Below are 17,560 nucleotides of genomic sequence, written 5' to 3' on the forward strand. Positions count from 1 at the left end.
GTCTATACGGGGGTTTCAACGTCAAAGATGGACCGAGATGCGATGACTTACCACCCGAAATCAGACTTCATGCGCGTGATGATCGAGCGCGGCTTTCTGGCCGATTGCACCGATTATCAGGGGCTGGACGAAGCTTTGCTCAAGGGTCCGGTCCCGGCCTATATCGGCTTTGACGCCACCGCGAAATCGCTGCACGTGGGGTCGCTGATCCAGATCATGATGCTGCGCTGGCTGCAGAAAACCGGGCACCAGCCGATCACCCTGATGGGCGGCGGCACCACCAAGGTGGGCGACCCCAGCTTCCGCGCCGATGAACGCCCGCTGCTGACGCCCGACCAGATCGACGATAATATCGCCGGGATCAAGAAGGTCTTTGCCAATTACATCGACTATGACGGCGACGGCCAGGCCCCTGCCCTGATGCTGAACAATGCCGAGTGGCTGGACGGGCTGAACTACCTCGATTTCCTGCGTGACATCGGGCGGCATTTCTCCGTCAACCGGATGCTGTCGTTCGAAAGCGTGAAATCGCGACTGGATCGCGAACAGAGCCTGAGCTTCCTCGAATTCAACTACATGATCCTGCAAGCCTACGATTTCCTTGAGCTGAACCGCCGCTATGGCTGCCTGCTGCAGATGGGCGGCTCGGACCAATGGGGCAATATCGTCAACGGCATCGACCTGACCCGCCGGGTGTTGGAGGCCGAGATCTACGGCCTTACCTCGCCGCTTCTGACCACGTCGGACGGCAAGAAGATGGGCAAATCCCTGGACGGCGCGATCTGGCTGAACGCAGAAATGCTGTCATCCTATGAATTCTGGCAGTTTTGGCGCAACACCACCGACGCGGACGTGGGCCGGTTCCTGAAGCTTTACACCGAGCTCCCGATCGAAGACTGCGATCGCCTGGGCGCGCTGGAAGGTCAGGCGATCAACGACGCCAAGATCGTGCTGGCCAACGAAGTCACCGCGCTGGCGCATGGTCGCGCCGCCGCTGAGACCGCCGAAGCCACCGCGCGCGAAGTGTTCGAAAAAGGCGGCACGGGCGACGACCTGCCGACCATCACGCTGACCCGCGACGACATCGGCGACGGCATTTCGATCGTGCAACTGATCGTGAAATCCGGCCTGGTGAAATCAGGCAAGGAAGCCAAGCGCCTGATCGCCGAAAACGGCGCCAAAGTGAATGACGACGCCCTGAGCAATCCGGGCCTGATGGTCAGCGCGGCGGACCTCGTGCAACCGATGAAGCTGTCGGCTGGCAAGAAGCGCCACGCCCTGGTCACTTTGACGGACTAACCCCTTTTTCTTGCTGGAAATATCCCGGGGGGTGCGGGGGGCTGGCCCCCCGCTGCCCGGCCTGCTAACGTCGCTGAAACAGCAGCCAGGGACCCCCCATGACCCCGCCATTCAACCCGAACATGACCGCCACCACCCCACCCCCGGTGATGGAGGCGCGGCGCTGGCTTGAGGGTGTGCGTTTCAGCGAGGCGATGCCGCTGATCAACGTTTCTCAGGCCGCGCCGGTCGACCCGCCGCCGCCCGCCTTGCGCCAGGCGATTGCCGAGGCCGCCCTGTCCGACGACGCGGCACATTTATATGGCCCGGTGCTGGGCCTGCCAGACCTCCGCGAAGAACTGGCCACACAATGGAGCGCGGCCTACGGCGGCAGTATCACACCCGACCAGGTCGCCATCACTTCGGGCTGCAACCAGGCCTTTGCCGCCACATTGGCCACCCTGGCCGCGCAAGGGGATGAGGTCATCGTGCCAACCCCGTGGTATTTCAATCACAAAATGTGGCTCGATATGGGTGGGATCAAAACCGTGCCGCTGCCCACGGGCGATGAACTTCTGCCCAGCCCTGCCCAAGCCGAGGCGCTGATCACCACACGCACCCGCGCCATCGCGCTGGTCACACCGAACAATCCGGGTGGCGTGGAGTATCCCGCCGATCTGGTGCATGCCTTCTTCACACTCGCCCGTGATCACGGCATCGCGCTGATCGTCGATGAGACCTACCGCGATTTCGACAGCCGGTCCGGCGCCCCGCATGACCTGTTCCAGCACCCCGGCTGGGATGACACGCTGATCCAATTGTACAGCTTTTCCAAGGCCTATCGCCTGACCGGACACCGGGTGGGCGCGATGGTCGCCAGCCCCGCCCGGCTGGCCGAGGTCGAGAAATTCCTCGACACTGTCGCAATCTGTCCCAACCAACTGGGCCAGCGCGCGGCATTGTGGGGTATGCGCAACCTGTCCGATTGGCTGTCAGGGGAACGCGCCGAAATCCTCGACCGCCGCGCGGCGATCGAACAGGGCTTTGCCCGCCTGCCAGGCTGGCGCGTTCTGGGTTGCGGCGCCTATTTCGCCTATGTCGAACACCCGTTCGGCATGCCCTCGGACGCATTGTGCAAGCAATTGGTGCGCGACGTCGCGGTGCTGGCCCTGCCCGGCACCATGTTCATGCCCGAGGGCAGCGCGGACGGCGCGCGCCAATTGCGCATCGCTTTTGCCAATATCGACCGCGCGGGCATTGCCACGCTGATCGACCGCTTGGCCGCATTTCAGCCCTGAGGGCTCGCTATCGCGCTTGGCATTCCCCCGCACGTCGCCTAAAACCGCATAAGCCCGCAACTGGGCAGACAGGGAAAGGAACGGGGCATGGCCGCCAAACAAGTTTCGCGCACGCTGGGATGGATCCTTATGGGTCTTGTCATGGTGGGGCTGGTGGGCTTCGGCGCCACGAATTTCGGCGGCACTTTGCGCTCGGTCGGCACAGTCGGAGACACCGAGATCGACGCAGGCCGTTATCTGCGCGATTTGGATTCCGAATTGGGTGCCTTCGAGGCCTCAACCGGGCAATCCCTGACCCTGGCGCAAGCACAACAAATCGGGCTGGACCAACAAGTTCTGGGCCGCCTGATCGCCACCGTCGCCTTGGAAAACGAAACCGCCCGGCTAGGAATTTCCGTGGGTGACGCGGAAATCCGCAACCAGGTGGTTGAAATCGCAGCGTTTCAGGGCGTGAACGGGAAGTTTGACCGCCAAGCCTATGATTTCGCCCTGCAACAATCTGGCCTGACCGCACGCGAATTCGAAGCCTCCCTGCGCTCGGAAGTCGCTCGCACGATCCTGCAATCGGCCGTGGCCGGGGGCGTTGCGAACGCGCCCGCCTATACCGACACCTTGTTTGGCTATGCCCGTGAAAGCCGGGATTTCACCTGGGCCGCGCTGTATACCGATCAGCTGGAAACCCAGCCCGGGCAGCCCGACGACGCCGCCCTCAGCGCCTATTACGACGCCAACGCACAGGCCTTCACCCTGCCGCAGACGAAACAGATCACCTATGCTTGGCTGGACCCGGAAAGCGTGATCCCCACAATCGCCGTGGACGAGGCCGAGTTGCGCGCGCTGTATGACGAACGGATCGACGAATACATGGTGCCGGAGCGGCGCATTGTGGAACGGCTGGTCTTCGGCACGGATGCTGAGGCGCAGAACGCGGTGGACCGGATCGCCGCCGGGGATGTTACTTTTGAGGCGCTGGTGGCTGAACGTGATCTCGCCCTGACCGATGTCGACATGGGTGACGTGACCCGCACGGACCTGGGCGACGCCGGGGATATGGTCTTTGACCTGACCGAACCGGGCATTGTCGGCCCCGCGCCCAGCCCCTTCGGCCCGGCGCTGTTTCGCATGAACGCCATTCTGACAGCGCAGGAAACCCCATTTGAGACAGTGAAAGCCGAACTTCAGGGCGAATATGCTGCCGACCGCGCCCGCCGCCAGATCGGCGACCGTGTGCCGGAACTTGACGACCTGATGGCTGGGGGCGCGACGCTTGAAGAGCTCGCCGCTGACCACGGGTTGACCCTGGGCAAGATCGGCTGGAGCACCGACACCTCGGACGGCATCGCCGCCTATGACGCCTTCCGCAGCGCCGCTGCGGCCACGACGGCGGACGATTTTCCGGAAATCACGCTTCTGTCCGACGGCGGGCTGTTTGCCCTGCGCGTCGACGCGGTCGAAGCACCGCGCCTGCAAACGCTGGACGAAGTGCGCGATGCCGCGATCAAAGCCTGGCAGGATCAAGAGGCCCTGCGCCTTTTGACGCTTCAGGCCGAGGCCCTTCTGCCGCGCTTTGGCGATGGCGAAACGCCTTCGACCCTGGGGTTGACCGAAGTGGTCGAACAGGGTCAGACTCGCGACGCTTTCATCGAAGGCACACCGCCTGCCCTGCTGAGCGAAGTCTTCGACATGGCCCCGGGCGACTGGCGCGTGGTGCCCGATGCGACGGGCGTGGTTCTGGTCGGACTGGACGCGGTGAACGCCGCCAATCACGACAGCGACGAAGCACAGCAGATCAAGACCGCCTTCGGTGACCGCATGTCACAGGAAATCGGGCTGGATATCGAAGCGGCCTTCTCGGCCACGGTGCAGGCCCAGGCCGGCATCACCCTGAACCGCCCGGTGATCGAGGCGGTGAACAGCCAGTTCCCGTAAGGAGAATGCCCTGTGGCCCTGACCCCATCGTTTGAGAGCTTCGAGGCCGGCTGGAACGCGGGCCGCAACCAGGTCGTCTATACCCGCCTGGCCGCCGATCTGGACACGCCTGTGTCCTTGATGCTGAAGCTGACCGAGGCACGGCGCGACAGTTTCATGCTGGAAAGCGTGACGGGTGGCGAAGTGCGCGGGCGATACTCGATCGTCGGCATGAAGCCCGACCTGATCTGGCAGTGCCGGGGCACCGAAAGCCGCGTCAACCGCCAGGCGCGCTTCGACAGCGACGCGTTTGAGGACATGCCGGGCGACCCGCTCGACACCTTGCGCGCGGTGCTGGCGGAAAGCCGCATCGACTTGCCCGAGGATCTTCCGGCCTCGGCTGCGGGGCTTTTTGGATACCTGGGCTATGACATGATCCGGCTGGTCGAACACTTGCCTGACGTGAACCCTGACCCGTTGGGTCTGCCCGACGCGCTGATGCTGCGCCCATCCGTCGTGGCGGTTCTGGACGGCGTGAAAGGCGAAGTAACGCTGGTTGCGCCCGCCTTTGTGGGATCCGGGATGAGCGCGAAGGCCGCCTATGCCCAGGCCGCCGAACGGGTGATGGACGCGCTGCGCGATCTCGAACGCGCCGCCACCGGCGAAAGCCGCGACCTGGGCGAGGCCGCGCCGGTGGGCGAACTCACCTCGAATTTCGCAAAAGACGACTACCTTGCCGCCGTCGAACGCGCCAAGGATTACATCCGTGCAGGCGACATCTTCCAGGTGGTGCCGTCGCAACGCTGGACGCAGGATTTTCCCCTGCCGCCCTTCTCACTTTATCGTTCGCTCCGGCGCACAAACCCGTCGCCCTTCATGTTCTATTTCAACTTCGGCGGCTTCCAGATCGTCGGCGCCAGCCCAGAAATCCTGGTCCGCGTCTTCGGGCGCGAGGTCACAATCCGCCCGATCGCAGGCACCCGCCCGCGGGGCGCCACACCCGAGGAAGATCGCGCCCATGAGGCCGACCTGCTGGCCGATGAAAAGGAACTGGCCGAACACCTGATGTTGCTCGACCTGGGCCGCAACGACACCGGCCGCGTCTCCAAAATCGGCACCGTGCGCCCGACCGAAGAGTTCATCATCGAACGCTACTCCCACGTGATGCACATCGTGTCGAACGTGGTGGGGGAGCTTTCCGACGATCACGACGCGCTGTCGGCGCTGCTGGCGGGTCTGCCCGCGGGCACCGTGTCCGGCGCGCCGAAAGTGCGCGCGATGGAAATCATCGACGAGCTGGAGCCTGAGAAACGTGGCATCTATGGCGGTGGGGTCGGCTATTTCGCGGCCAATGGCGACATGGACATGTGCATCGCCCTGCGCACCGCTGTGGTGAAGGATCAGAAACTCTATATCCAAGCCGGTGGTGGCGTGGTCTACGATTCAGATCCCGAGGCCGAGTTCGAGGAAACCGTGAACAAGTCAAAAGCCATCCGCATGGCCGCCGAAACCGCGTCGATGTTCACCCGTGAGGGAAATCGCTAACCCCTTTTTCTTGCTGGAAATATCCCGGGGGTCTGGGGGCTGGCCCCCAGCCCGGTCTTGCCAATCACGACCCGCCCAGCATCCATTCCCCGTCAGGGAAAAACGCGTGGAAGGCGAAGGCGAACATCACGTCATGGGGCAGATCGCGCCCCTGCCCGTCACGTACCCGGATCGCGCCCACGTCACGGCTGTCGGCAATGCGGCGTGCGTCCAGGGCGCTGGCCTGACCGGCCTGCCAGGTGATCACCACCCCGGCCTCGGCAATCTCGCCTTCCTCGGCCAGCCGCGTCATGCGCCAGGCCTGATCCCCCACCCGCACGACACGCTCCAACGGCGGGATTTTGTGCGGCGGCATTTCACCGGAATACAGAAACGGGCGGCGCGAACTGTCATAGGACACATAAGGGTTCTGACCATAGCGTCGGTTCCAGTTGGGCTCCCCCATCACCAGCCCTTCCGGGTTGCGTGTGGTGAAACTCTCCCAACTTTCCATCCAGGCGGGCAACTGGATCAGCTCCTTGCCGGTCAAAACGCCGACAATACCGGTGCCAAGCGCCTGCTGCCACCAGCTTTCGGTTTCACGGTCATACATGATCATGTCAGAATTTCTGAGCTTGCCCGAGACACCGAAGCTCAACACCTGACCCTCAAGTCGCCGGTCGAACACAAGCGCGGAATTGCACAGCGGGCAGAAGGTGACGGCAAACGGCACGCCGCCCACCGCGTCATTCACGATCTCATGCCAGGTGAGGTAGCGGATCGGATAGGCCCGCGCCACTTGCCCGGGCAGCTCCAGCGTGATGACCGGTTCCCGCGCGCCGATCCGGGCCTCGCCCGAGGCGGCAATCATGGTTGGGGCATCAAGGGCAGGAATACCGTCCTTGGGTGGACCGCCGGACAGGATCTCGACCCAGTTGGTCACGCTGGTGGTGTCGAAATCCGTGTTGGGCCATTCGTGGCGCCAGAAGCTGGGATCGGCCGAAACTGGCGTTGTGAGCAGGCTCAGAAGGACGGCAGCGATCAGCCGGGCACGCATCTCAGATGTCCCAGACGCGCGGGCAGTCGGACGGTGCACCAAGCGACAGGAACGCCGGGATGATCCGCGCCTCATAAGGTGCGGGTGCGGCGGCGGCGCCCTGTTCTGGCCGGGTTTCGGCCAGGAACCCCAGAGCGATCAGAAGAATGGTCAGGATGATGCGCATGGCTTTGCCTCCCACAAACGACATTTGCCCCAGCCTGACAAGAAAGGGGGCGGTAATGCCACCCCCCCTCACGTGTGTTTGATCAAACGTGTGCGTTACGGCAGCACGCGCACCGCTGTCATCACGTCCGGGTCACCCACGACCGCGCCGTTCGGCCCGGTGCCAAGCTTTATCGCCTGCACCACGTCGAAACCCGACGCCACCTGCCCGATGACGGTGTATTGCCCGTTCAGGAAATCGCCCTTGTCGAACATGATGAAGAACTGGCTGTTGGCCGAATTCGGATCGGACGAGCGTGCCATGCCCACGGTGCCCGCAACATAGGCATAATCCGAGAACTCGGCTGGCAGGTCGGGCCGGTCAGACCCGCCGGTGCCCGCCATGCGCACGTCCCCGCCGACCTTGCCGAACTGCACATCGCCAGTTTGGGCCATGAAGCCGTCGATCACCCGGTGAAACACCACGTTGTCATAGGCCCCGGCCTGCGCCAGCGCGGTGATCTGTGCCACGTGTTTGGGCGCGATCTCGGGCATCAGGTTGATCACGATCACCCCGTTCGCCTCTCCGGCCACGGTAATCTCCAGCTGCGGCTGACCGTCTTGCGCGGGCATCTCAACCACTTCGGGCTCACCCGGCATCAGCGTCTTGAACGCATAGGCGACGATGATGATCACCCCGATCGCAAAGACCGTCAGCGCAATCAGCTTGTCCTTAGACATCGGCAGCCACCTTCACCGAGATCATCGTGTCGGGGTTCGCAGGCGGCTCGCCCTTGGCGATCGCGTCCACGTGCTCCATGCCAGACGTGACCCGGCCATAAACGGTGTATTGCCCGTTCAGGAAATCGTTGTCCTTGAAGTTGATGAAGAACTGGCTGTTGGCGGAATTCGGATTGGCCGAACGGGCCGCGCCAAGCGAGCCGCGGCAATGCGGCAGTTTCGAAAACTCGGCCGGAAGGTCGGGCATGTCCGAGCCGCCGGTGCCGGCGCGACGCATGTTGCCCGCGTCCTTGCCATGTTCCACGTCGCCAGTCTGCGCCATGAAGCCGTCGATCACGCGGTGAAACACCACGCCGTCATACTGGCCCGAACGCGCCAGCTCTTTCATCCGCGCGGTATGCTCTGGCGCCACGTCGGGCAGCAGCTCGATGACGACGGTGCCGCCTTTGACTTCCATCAGGATGGTGTTTTCGGGATCTTTGTAATCGGCCATCTGGGCCTCCTTTGTCAGACGTTTGCCAGAACTTATGCGCCCCTGCGCCAAGATGAAAGGGGCGACGCGCCATGACGCATTGACCCGAGGCCGGTTTTCGTGTGTCTGTCTTGCAAAAGACAGTTGGGAGAGTGTGAAATGGCCTGGAAAACCCTTGATGACATGGATCTGGACGGCAAGGTCGTTTTGACGCGTGTGGATATCAACGTGCCGGTGGAAAACGGCCAGGTCACGGACGACACCCGCATCCGGCGCATCCTGCCGACCATTCACGACATTCTGGCCAAAGGCGGCAAGCCCGTCCTGCTGGCGCATTTCGGGCGGCCCAAGGGCGACCGCGTGCCCGAGATGTCGCTGGCGATCGTGCGCCCCGCGCTTGAGGCGGCCCTGGGCCTGCCTGTGGGCTTTGCCAAGGATTGCATCGGCGCCCCGGCCAAGGTTGCGGTGGCGGGAATGGAGGCCGGTCAGGTTCTGCTGCTCGAAAACACCCGCTATCACGCCGAGGAACCCAAGAACGACCCGGCCTTTGCCGCCTCGCTGGCCGCTTTGGGCGATGTTTACTGCAACGACGCCTTTTCCGCCGCGCACCGTGCGCATGGCTCAACCGAAGGCATCGCGCGGCTGCTGCCGTCCTGTGCCGGGCGGCTGATGCAGGCCGAATTGTCCGCGCTGGAGGCCGCCCTTGGTCAGCCCCAGCGCCCCGTGGTGGCTGTGGTCGGCGGCGCCAAGGTGTCGACCAAGCTGGACCTGCTGGGCAATCTGGTGGCGCGCGTCAATCACCTGGTGATCGGCGGCGGCATGGCCAACACTTTCCTGGCTGCGCAAGGTCTGGATGTGGGCAAGTCCCTGGCCGAACATGACATGGCCGACACTGCGCGTGAGATTCTGGCCAAGGCCAAGGACGTGGGCTGTGAAATCGTGCTGCCGCGCGACATCGTGGTGGCGCGGGAATTCAAGGCCAATGCCGACAACATGACGGTTCCCGCCGATGCCTGCCCGGTTGAGGCGATGATTCTGGACGCAGGACCCGAAACGCTGGCCCATATCCAGACTGTCATCGAAGGCGCCCGCACGCTGATCATGAACGGCCCGCTGGGTGTGTTCGAAATGGAGCCGTTTCAGACCGGCACCTTCGCCATGCTGGACGTGATTGCGGCACAGACCGCGGCGGGCACCTTGACTTCGGTCGCGGGCGGCGGCGACACGGTGGCCGCGATCAACGCGGCGGGACACGGTGACGATTTCACCTATATCTCGACCGCTGGCGGCGCCTTCCTGGAATGGATGGAAGGTAAAACCCTGCCCGGTGTCGCCGCGTTGGAAGGCTGAGCCCCGTTAGCGTAAGCAGAATTGAAACATGTGCCCTGCTCGCATAGAAGCGGGGCAAACGTCATTCACCGATGGGACATCCGATGCCAAACCAGGACCAATTGACCAAAATTCGTGCCGGCAAAGGCTTCATCGCCGCCCTTGATCAGTCCGGCGGATCAACCCCCAAAGCGCTGGGACTTTATGGTGTCTCGGAAAGCGCATACGGCTCGGACGCCGAAATGTATGACCTGATCCACGCCATGCGCGCGCGCATCGCTCAAGCCCCTGCTTTTACAGGGGATCAGGTGATCGGCGCGATCCTGTTCGAAATGACGATGGACCGCGAAATTGCCGGTAAACCGACCGCGACCTTCCTGTGGGAAGAGCGCGGCGTGGTGCCGTTCCTGAAGGTCGACAAGGGGCTGGCGGATGAAGAGAACGGCGCGCAGGTGATGAAACCAATGCCCGATCTGGACGCGCTGTGCGCCCGCGCCGTGGACGCCGGAATCTTCGGCACCAAGATGCGATCCGTGATCAACGCCGCCAACCGCGACGGCATCAAAGCCGTGGTCGATCAGCAATTTGCCGTTGGCGCGCAGATCCTGGGCCACGGGCTGATCCCGATCATCGAGCCCGAGGTGACGATCTCGATTTCCGACAAGGCCGAGGCCGAAGCGATCCTGCTGGAAGAGCTGACCCGCGCGCTGGACGCTCTGGAGGACGATCAGGAGGTCATGCTGAAGCTGACCCTGCCTGAAACCGCTAACCATTACAAAACGCTGGTGGATCACCCGCGCGTGGCCCGTGTCGTCGCCCTGTCCGGCGGCTATTCGCGCAACGAGGCGAACGCGCGTCTGGCGCAGAACACCGGCGTGATCGCCAGCTTCTCGCGCGCCCTGACCGAAGGCCTGTCAGCACAGCAGTCGGACGAGGCATTCAATGCGACCATCGCGGCGACCATCGACGAAATCTACCAAGCCTCGATCGCGGGCTGAGACCCGGTCGCGCATCGGCAAAAGGCGGCTCATCCGGGTCGCCTTTTTCAATCGCTTGATTCAATTAGGGATTCACAAGGCGAATCACCTGTGGCATACTGCCTGAAACCGCCCGTTAGTGGCGGATGTGTGAGGCAGTGATGAGCGGACCCCGTAAACAGACCGGCTTTGGCGGCGTGATCTTCTTCGTGGTGATCGTCGGACTTGGGCTCTATTTCACCTTTGCGTCGGTGCAGGGCGACTATGGCCTGTTCCGTCGGGTGCAGATCAATGCTGAGGCCGATCTGCTTGAGGTCGAGCGCGACAAGCTGGCAGCCCAGATCGCCGCGCTGTCGAACAAGACCCTGCGCCTGTCAGACGATTACCTGGACCTGGACCTGCTGGACCAGCAAGCCCGCGAAGTTTTGGGTCTGGTACGCAGCGACGAAGTCGTGCTGCGCTAAGCTTTCCCCCATCAATTAACCACGATTGCGCAGGCTGCATAGCAGCCCGTCATGACGTTTGGTAAATTTCCGTCGAAATTCGCGGCGATCTCCTGTATATACTAGTTTAATACTAAACTATCCCCCGGCAAAGGCCGGACCGGAACAGGAGGACGCTTCATGGCCGCCCGCAAAAGCGCCAAGAAAACAAACACTTCCAAGGAAGAGCTACTCACGTTCTATCGTGAAATGCTGTTGATCCGTCGATTCGAAGAAAAGGCCGGCCAGCTGTATGGCATGGGCCTGATCGGCGGCTTCTGCCACCTCTATATCGGTCAGGAGGCCGTCGTCGTCGGCCTGGAGGCTGCCACGAAGGAAGGCGACAAGCGTCTGACCTCGTATCGCGACCACGGCCACATGTTGGCCTGTGGCATGGACCCCAAGGGCGTGATGGCCGAACTGACGGGGCGCGAGGGCGGTTATTCGCGCGGCAAGGGCGGCTCGATGCACATGTTCAGCTCGGACAAGCATTTCTATGGCGGCCACGGCATCGTCGGGGCACAGGTGCCGATCGGCGCGGGCCTTGCGTTTTCCGACAAATACAAGGGCAACGACAACGTGACCTTTGCCTATTTCGGCGACGGGGCTGCGAACCAGGGTCAGGTCTATGAGACCTTCAACATGGCGTCGCTGTGGGACCTTCCAGTCATTTTTGTCATCGAAAACAACCACTACGCCATGGGCACCGCGATGACGCGCTCCAGCTCGACCCCCGACATGTACACGCGCGGCGCCGCGTTCAACATTCCCGGAGAAGCGGTCGACGGCATGGATGTGCTGGCGGTGAAAGACGCCAGCGAACGCGCGCTGGCCCACTGCCGCGCCGGCAAGGGGCCGTATATCCTTGAGATGAAGACCTATCGCTACCGCGGCCATTCGATGTCGGACCCGGCCAAGTACCGGACCCGCGAAGAGGTGCAGAAGATGCGCGAAGAGCGTGATGCGATCGAACATGTGCGCGTGATGCTGCTGGACGGCAAACATGCGAGCGAGGACGAGCTGAAGGCGATTGACAAAGAGATCAAGGCGGTCGTGAACGAAGCTGCCGAGTTCTCGAAAGAGAGTTCCGAGCCCGCGTTGGACGAGCTCTGGACCGATATCTACGCATAAGCCCCTGGACAGATTGGAGAAAACAAAATGGCGACAGAAATTTTGATGCCCGCACTGTCCCCCACGATGGAGGAAGGGACGCTTGCGAAATGGCTGGTCAATGAGGGCGACACGGTGTCGTCCGGTGACATTCTGGCTGAAATCGAGACCGACAAGGCAACGATGGAGTTCGAAGCGGTCGACGAAGGCGTGATAGGCAAGATCCTGATCGCCGACGGCACCGAAGGCGTGAAGGTGAACACCGCGATTGCAGTGCTGCTGGAAGAAGGCGAAAGCGCCGATGCGCTGCCCGAAGCCGCCACCCCTGCCGCCCCCGCCCCCACCGCCGAGGCCCCGGCCGCCGCAGCTGCACCCGTCACCCCGGTTGTGCCGGATGCGCCGGATTACCCGGCCGGGACCGAGATGAAATCGACCACGGTGCGCGAAGCCCTTCGCGACGCGATGGCCGAGGAAATGCGCAGCGATGACGCGGTGTTCCTGATGGGCGAAGAGGTTGCCGAGTATCAGGGCGCCTACAAGGTCAGCCAGGGTCTGCTGGACGAATTCGGCGCGCGCCGCGTGATCGACACGCCGATTACCGAACATGGCTTTACCGGGCTTGCCTCGGGGGCTGCGATGGGGGGACTGCGCCCGGTGGTCGAGTTCATGACCTTCAACTTCGCGATGCAGGCAATCGACCACATCATCAACACCGCCGCCAAGACGCGGTACATGTCGGGCGGCCAGATGTCCTGCCCGATCGTGTTCCGGGGCGCCAACGGGGCCGCAGCCCGCGTTGCCGCGCAGCACAGCCAGGATTACGCATCCTGGTATGCGCAGGTGCCCGGCCTGCATGTCGCCATGCCTTATTCGGCGGCGGATGCGAAAGGTCTGCTGAAAACCGCGATCCGCGACGACAACCCGGTCGTGTTCTTGGAAAACGAGCTGCTGTATGGCAGCGCCTTTGATGTGCCGGTTCTGGATGATTTCACCATCCCCTTCGGCAAGGCGCGGATCTGGCGCGAGGGCACGGATGTGACCATCGTCAGCTTCGGCATCGGCATGAAATACGCGCTGGAGGCTGCCGACGCGCTGGCCGAGGACGGCATTTCCGCCGAAGTCATCGACCTGCGCACCCTGCGCCCGATGGACACCGGCACGGTGATCCGCTCGGTGATGAAAACCAACCGCTGCGTGACGGTCGAAGAAGGCTGGCCGGTGGTCTCGATCGGCGGCCATATCTCGGCCACGCTGATGCAGGAGGCGTTTGATTACCTCGACGCGCCGGTGATCAACTGCACCGGCAAGGACGTGCCAATGCCCTATGCGGCGAACCTGGAAAAACTGGCGCTGGTGACCACGAAAGAGGTCATCGACGCCGTGAAATCCGTGACCTACCGGTAAGGAGACAGACAAATGGCTACCGAAATTCTGATGCCCGCCCTGTCCCCGACGATGGAGGAAGGTACGCTGGCAAAATGGCTGGTCAAGGAAGGCGACACCGTGTCGTCGGGCGACCTGCTGGCCGAGATCGAGACCGACAAGGCGACGATGGAGTTCGAAGCGGTCGATGATGGTGTGATCGGCAAGATCCTGGTCGCCGACGGCACCGAAGCGGTGAAGGTGAACACTCCAATCGCGGTGCTGCTGGAAGACGGCGAAAGCGCCGATGACATAGCGGTCAGCGCACCTGCGGCCTCTGCCGCAGCGGCGAAAGAGGCGGCCCCTGCAGGGGGCTCCGATGCCGCCGCACCCGTGGCTGCGCCTGCACCCGCAGCCGCGCAATCCGCTGATGGTACACGCATTTTCGCCTCACCTCTGGCGCGGCGCATTGCTGCTGATAAGGGGCTGGACCTGGCCCAGATCACCGGCTCCGGCCCGCGTGGGCGGATCGTGAAGGCCGATGTCGAAGGCGCCACGGCCACCGCCCCTGCCCCGGCTGCCGCCGCCGCAGCGTCCCCCGCAGCGGCCGCGACTGCGCCCGCCCCCACCGGTCCCTCGGCCGACATGGTGGCGCGCATGTATGACGGGCGCGATTATGACGAGGTCAGCCTGGACGGCATGCGCAAGACCATCGCCGCGCGCCTGTCCGAGGCCAAGCAGACCATCCCGCATTTCTATCTGCGCCGCGACATCCAGTTGGATGCGCTGTTGGCTTTCCGCAGCCAGTTGAACAAGCAGCTGGAGGCACGCGGGGTGAAACTGTCGGTCAATGATTTCATCATCAAGGCCTGCGCGATTGCGCTGCAACAACATCCCACCGCCAACGCGGTCTGGGCCGGGGATCGGGTGCTGCAGATGAAAGCTTCGGACGTGGCCGTGGCCGTCGCGATCGAAGGCGGGCTGTTCACGCCCGTGCTACAGGACGCCGAGATGAAGTCGCTGTCGGCTTTGTCTGCCGAGATGAAGGACCTTGCCGCCCGCGCCCGCGAGCGTAAGCTTGCGCCGCATGAATATCAGGGTGGCGCCTTCGCGATTTCCAATCTGGGCATGTATGGCATCGACAATTTCGACGCTATCGTGAACCCGCCCCACGCCGGTATTCTGGCCGTGGGTGCAGGGGTCAAAAAGCCCGTGGTGAATGCCGAGGGCGAATTGGCCGTGGCGACCGTGATGTCGGTCACCATGTCCGTCGATCATCGGGTGATCGATGGGGCGCTTGGCGCCGATCTTTTGAACGCGATCAAGGACAACCTTGAAAACCCGATGACCATGCTGGCCTGACCGGTACGCAGATCAAACAAGAGGCCCCGGCACAAGTCCGGGGCCTTTTTCGTTTCAGTCCAACACTTTGGACAGGGTGAACACGCCACGCATTTCACCCATCGCGAAACCACGTGCCATGTCTTCAGGGTAAAGCTCGGCCAGTTTTGCCACCACAGGCGCGGCCACTTCGTCACCGCCATGGCAGTTCACGCAAAGCTGCCCGGTCGGGATCGCCTTTACAAGGTGGAACACCTGTTTGCCGTCTTCCTCGACGATCTCGGCCTTGACTAGGTCATCCGCCTTTTCACCAGCGGCCTCGCGGGCCAAGAAGCCTTCGATTGCCGCCGCCGTATAGGCATCCGGCGCATTGTCCGGATTTCGCAGCTTGTGGCTGGAGCGTCCCACTGACCAGCCGCTGTCAGCCGACAACGCGGCGGCGATTTCCGGGGCACGGGTGTTGCAGACGCTGATCGCCTTGGGGGCACCCCCTTCGGCCACGGCCTGCATCAATTCATTCTTCAGCGTGCCGCCAAAGGTCATCATCAGCGCCTTGCCCTCTTCGAGCAAGGCTGCTTTGTCCGCTGCCGTCGCAGGCAGGGCCAGCGCGATCAGAGCCGCGCTCAGAGCCATCTTCTTCATGTATCCTCCCGTTCGTTGCCGTCTGTTCGCGCAGCCCCATGCTGGCACGACAGCGTCCATCTCGGAAGGAAAAACATCCAGACATTCAAATATTGGCGGATTTGACCCGCCAACACACCGCCCGCCCAACCGGCGGGAGGGGCTGCCCAGACCCCTGGGGGGATCAGGCCGCAACGACCGCCAGAAACAACGCCGAGAAGGCCAGAACGGCAGCAATCCAAATCTGTTTCATGGCGAAGACTCCTGATGTTTTCAGCACCGGGAACCTGTCACGTCAAACTGGAAAAAGCATTGACTAAGATCAAGTTAGACGCGGCTCTTCGTGCAGCCATCCAGGGTCTGGTCCATTTCAACCGAAGGGTGCTCGCAGCCCGCCTCGCCCACAACCTTGGCCGGCACGCCGGCGACGGTCACGTGGGCCGGAATGTCCTTCAACACCACGGATCCTGCAGCGATCCGGGTGCAGCAGCCGACGCGGATGTTGCCAAGCACCTTGGCGCCCGCGCCAATCAAAACGCCGTCTTCGATCTTCGGATGACGGTCCTCATCTTCCTTGCCAGTGCCGCCCAAAGTGACGGAATGCAGCATCGAGACATTGTCGCCGACTACCGCTGTTTCACCGATAACGATGGAATGGGCGTGGTCGATCATGATGCCCTTGCCGATGCGCGCGCCGGGGTGAATGTCGATGCCGTAAACCTCCGAGCACCGCATCTGGATGAAATAGGACAGATCCTTTCGCCCTACCCGCCACAGGTGATGCGCCAGACGATAGGCCTGCATCGCCTGGAACCCTTTGAAATAAAGGATCGGCTGCAACATGCGGTGACACGCCGGGTCCCGGTCCACGATCGCGGCCAGATCGGCGCGCGCGGCCTCGGACAGGCAGGGATCAGCGGCATAGGCTTCATCCGCAATCTCGCGCAAAAGCACCATGCTCATTTCGTTCGAGCTGAGCTTGGCGGCGAAGCGATAAGACAGCGCCTTTTCCAGCGTTTTGTGGTGCAGCACACAAGCGCCGACCAGCCCCCCCAGAAGCGGCTCTTCGGCAACGGCGGCCTTCGCCTCGTCGGTGATGCGGGCCCAAACAGGGTCCAGTTCGGTCAGATGTGCGCGTGCTTCGGCCATGCTGGCCTCCCTCTCATTGCCCGGCGGTCATACACCAGATAGGCTTCCATATCAAAATGGTAAGCCGTGATGACAGGGATTTCCCGGATGAATGACGCGGATGTGAGACGGTTTCGCGATCGGCTGAGGGATGAACTGGCCGCACTGGAGACCGAAGACGCCTTGGGACAGGATGCGCAGAAGGTCGTGACGCTGGACCAACAATCGGTCGGGCGGCTGTCGCGCATGGACGCGCTGCAAAGTCAGGCGATGGCCAAGGCCACGCAGGCGCGCCGCGCCACCCAGCGCATGCGAATCGCCGCAAGTTTCGCCCGGATGAACGACGGGGAATTCGGCTATTGCGTCGAATGCGGAGACGCGATTCCAGTCAAACGTCTGGAGTTGGACCCGACAATACCCACCTGCATCTCCTGCGCATCGGGCTAGCTGGTTTTTCTAGAAAAACCAGCAAGTCTCGAATTTTCTAGAAAATTCGGCGCGCCGCCGTGTTTGACCGCGCCAGCAGCGCGTCAAACACCAACGCCATGCAGGCGCAATACTCCGGATCGTCCAAAAAGGGTTCGCGCGCGCGCGGCCGCGCCATCGCCACCGCCATCAGGCTGCCATTTCCCCAGACCGGGTGGGCGCAACCTGTCTTGCGGCGGTAGCTGTCGGCGGCTTCAGCCTCAGCCAACATCCGGCGCATCAACCCGGCGCGGGCGGCGGTCTTGGCGTGCAAAAGTGCACACCCCGCCGCCGCCACGTCGCCTGGCAGAACAGGACGCATG

The 17,560-nt window shown here is 62.8% G+C and carries 18 protein-coding genes; 11 read left to right on the forward strand and 7 right to left on the reverse strand.

Features of this window, described 5'->3' with window-relative positions; all coding sequences use genetic code 11:
• Nucleotides 1–42 precede the first annotated feature (42 nt).
• The 4 genes from tyrS (at nucleotide 43) to trpE (ending at nucleotide 6,029) form a co-directional block, all read left to right on the forward strand.
• Nucleotides 43–1,299: a tyrosine--tRNA ligase gene (gene tyrS, locus MN188_RS04395; protein ID WP_242107388.1), complete on the forward strand. Its 1,257-nt coding sequence runs from the start codon at nucleotides 43–45 to the stop codon at nucleotides 1,297–1,299.
• Nucleotides 1,300–1,397: 98 nt separating this feature from the next.
• Nucleotides 1,398–2,576, forward strand: a complete 1,179-nt coding sequence (locus MN188_RS04400) for an aminotransferase (RefSeq protein ID WP_242106380.1) — start codon at nucleotides 1,398–1,400, stop codon at nucleotides 2,574–2,576.
• A gap of 87 nt (nucleotides 2,577–2,663) precedes the next feature.
• Nucleotides 2,664–4,505 (forward strand): peptidyl-prolyl cis-trans isomerase, encoded by a 1,842-nt coding sequence (locus MN188_RS04405; protein WP_242106381.1) that lies wholly within the window; start codon nucleotides 2,664–2,666, stop codon nucleotides 4,503–4,505.
• A gap of 12 nt (nucleotides 4,506–4,517) precedes the next feature.
• Nucleotides 4,518–6,029: an anthranilate synthase component I gene (gene trpE / locus MN188_RS04410; protein WP_242106382.1), complete on the forward strand. Its 1,512-nt coding sequence runs from the start codon at nucleotides 4,518–4,520 to the stop codon at nucleotides 6,027–6,029.
• 64 nt (nucleotides 6,030–6,093) lie between these two features.
• Here the strand turns inward: trpE and MN188_RS04415 are convergent, their stop codons facing one another.
• The 4 genes from MN188_RS04415 to MN188_RS04430 all read right to left on the reverse strand — a co-directional run bounded on the left by MN188_RS04415 (nucleotide 6,094) and on the right by MN188_RS04430 (nucleotide 8,443).
• Nucleotides 6,094–7,065 (reverse strand): DUF3179 domain-containing protein, encoded by a 972-nt coding sequence (locus MN188_RS04415; RefSeq protein WP_242106383.1) that lies wholly within the window; start codon nucleotides 7,063–7,065, stop codon nucleotides 6,094–6,096.
• A 1-nt stretch (nucleotide 7,066) separates the two neighbouring features.
• Nucleotides 7,067–7,231 (reverse strand): hypothetical protein, encoded by a 165-nt coding sequence (locus MN188_RS04420; protein ID WP_242106384.1) that lies wholly within the window; start codon nucleotides 7,229–7,231, stop codon nucleotides 7,067–7,069.
• 95 nt (nucleotides 7,232–7,326) lie between these two features.
• Nucleotides 7,327–7,869: a peptidylprolyl isomerase gene (locus MN188_RS04425; protein WP_242107399.1), complete on the reverse strand. Its 543-nt coding sequence runs from the start codon at nucleotides 7,867–7,869 to the stop codon at nucleotides 7,327–7,329.
• Between the two features lie 73 nt (nucleotides 7,870–7,942).
• Nucleotides 7,943–8,443 carry a peptidylprolyl isomerase gene (locus tag MN188_RS04430; RefSeq protein WP_242106385.1) on the reverse strand — a complete coding sequence of 167 codons (501 nt, stop codon included), beginning with the start codon at nucleotides 8,441–8,443 and terminating at the stop codon, nucleotides 7,943–7,945.
• A gap of 138 nt (nucleotides 8,444–8,581) precedes the next feature.
• Between MN188_RS04430 and MN188_RS04435 the strand changes: the two genes are divergently transcribed.
• The 6 genes from MN188_RS04435 to MN188_RS04460 all read left to right on the forward strand — a co-directional run bounded on the left by MN188_RS04435 (nucleotide 8,582) and on the right by MN188_RS04460 (nucleotide 15,044).
• Nucleotides 8,582–9,772, forward strand: a complete 1,191-nt coding sequence (locus tag MN188_RS04435; RefSeq protein WP_242106386.1) for a phosphoglycerate kinase — start codon at nucleotides 8,582–8,584, stop codon at nucleotides 9,770–9,772.
• A gap of 83 nt (nucleotides 9,773–9,855) precedes the next feature.
• Entirely contained in the window at nucleotides 9,856–10,749 is an 894-nt protein-coding gene (locus MN188_RS04440; protein WP_242106387.1) for a fructose bisphosphate aldolase, read from the forward strand.
• Between the two features lie 140 nt (nucleotides 10,750–10,889).
• Nucleotides 10,890–11,192, forward strand: coding sequence for an FtsB family cell division protein (locus MN188_RS04445; protein ID WP_242106388.1), 303 nt, complete (start codon nucleotides 10,890–10,892; stop codon nucleotides 11,190–11,192).
• A gap of 159 nt (nucleotides 11,193–11,351) precedes the next feature.
• Nucleotides 11,352–12,341: a pyruvate dehydrogenase (acetyl-transferring) E1 component subunit alpha gene (gene pdhA / locus MN188_RS04450; protein ID WP_242106389.1), complete on the forward strand. Its 990-nt coding sequence runs from the start codon at nucleotides 11,352–11,354 to the stop codon at nucleotides 12,339–12,341.
• 27 nt (nucleotides 12,342–12,368) lie between these two features.
• Nucleotides 12,369–13,724 (forward strand): pyruvate dehydrogenase complex E1 component subunit beta, encoded by a 1,356-nt coding sequence (locus MN188_RS04455; protein WP_242106390.1) that lies wholly within the window; start codon nucleotides 12,369–12,371, stop codon nucleotides 13,722–13,724.
• A 12-nt stretch (nucleotides 13,725–13,736) separates the two neighbouring features.
• On the forward strand, nucleotides 13,737–15,044 hold the full coding sequence (locus MN188_RS04460) for a pyruvate dehydrogenase complex dihydrolipoamide acetyltransferase (RefSeq protein WP_242106391.1): 1,308 nt from the start codon (nucleotides 13,737–13,739) through the stop codon (nucleotides 15,042–15,044).
• A 54-nt stretch (nucleotides 15,045–15,098) separates the two neighbouring features.
• Here MN188_RS04460 and MN188_RS04465 read toward each other — a convergent pair whose 3' ends face one another.
• Both MN188_RS04465 and cysE read right to left on the reverse strand, forming a co-directional pair.
• A complete protein-coding gene (locus MN188_RS04465) occupies nucleotides 15,099–15,665 on the reverse strand; it encodes a Tll0287-like domain-containing protein (protein WP_242106392.1) in 567 nt (188 codons plus the stop codon).
• 306 nt (nucleotides 15,666–15,971) lie between these two features.
• A complete protein-coding gene (cysE, locus tag MN188_RS04470; RefSeq protein ID WP_242106393.1) occupies nucleotides 15,972–16,793 on the reverse strand; it encodes a serine O-acetyltransferase in 822 nt (273 codons plus the stop codon).
• Between the two features lie 69 nt (nucleotides 16,794–16,862).
• Between cysE and MN188_RS04475 the strand changes: the two genes are divergently transcribed.
• Nucleotides 16,863–17,219, forward strand: coding sequence for a TraR/DksA family transcriptional regulator (locus tag MN188_RS04475; RefSeq protein WP_242106394.1), 357 nt, complete (start codon nucleotides 16,863–16,865; stop codon nucleotides 17,217–17,219).
• A 37-nt stretch (nucleotides 17,220–17,256) separates the two neighbouring features.
• On the opposite strand, the gene MN188_RS04480 is transcribed toward MN188_RS04475, so the two are convergent.
• Complete coding sequence (locus MN188_RS04480) at nucleotides 17,257–17,559, reverse strand: DUF7742 family protein (RefSeq protein ID WP_242106395.1); 303 nt, start codon at nucleotides 17,557–17,559, stop codon at nucleotides 17,257–17,259.
• Between the last annotated feature and the right edge of the window lies 1 nt (nucleotide 17,560).

The sequence above is a fragment of the Aliiroseovarius subalbicans genome, assembly GCF_022678625.1.
Classification (GTDB): Bacteria; Pseudomonadota; Alphaproteobacteria; order Rhodobacterales; family Rhodobacteraceae; genus Aliiroseovarius_A; species Aliiroseovarius_A subalbicans.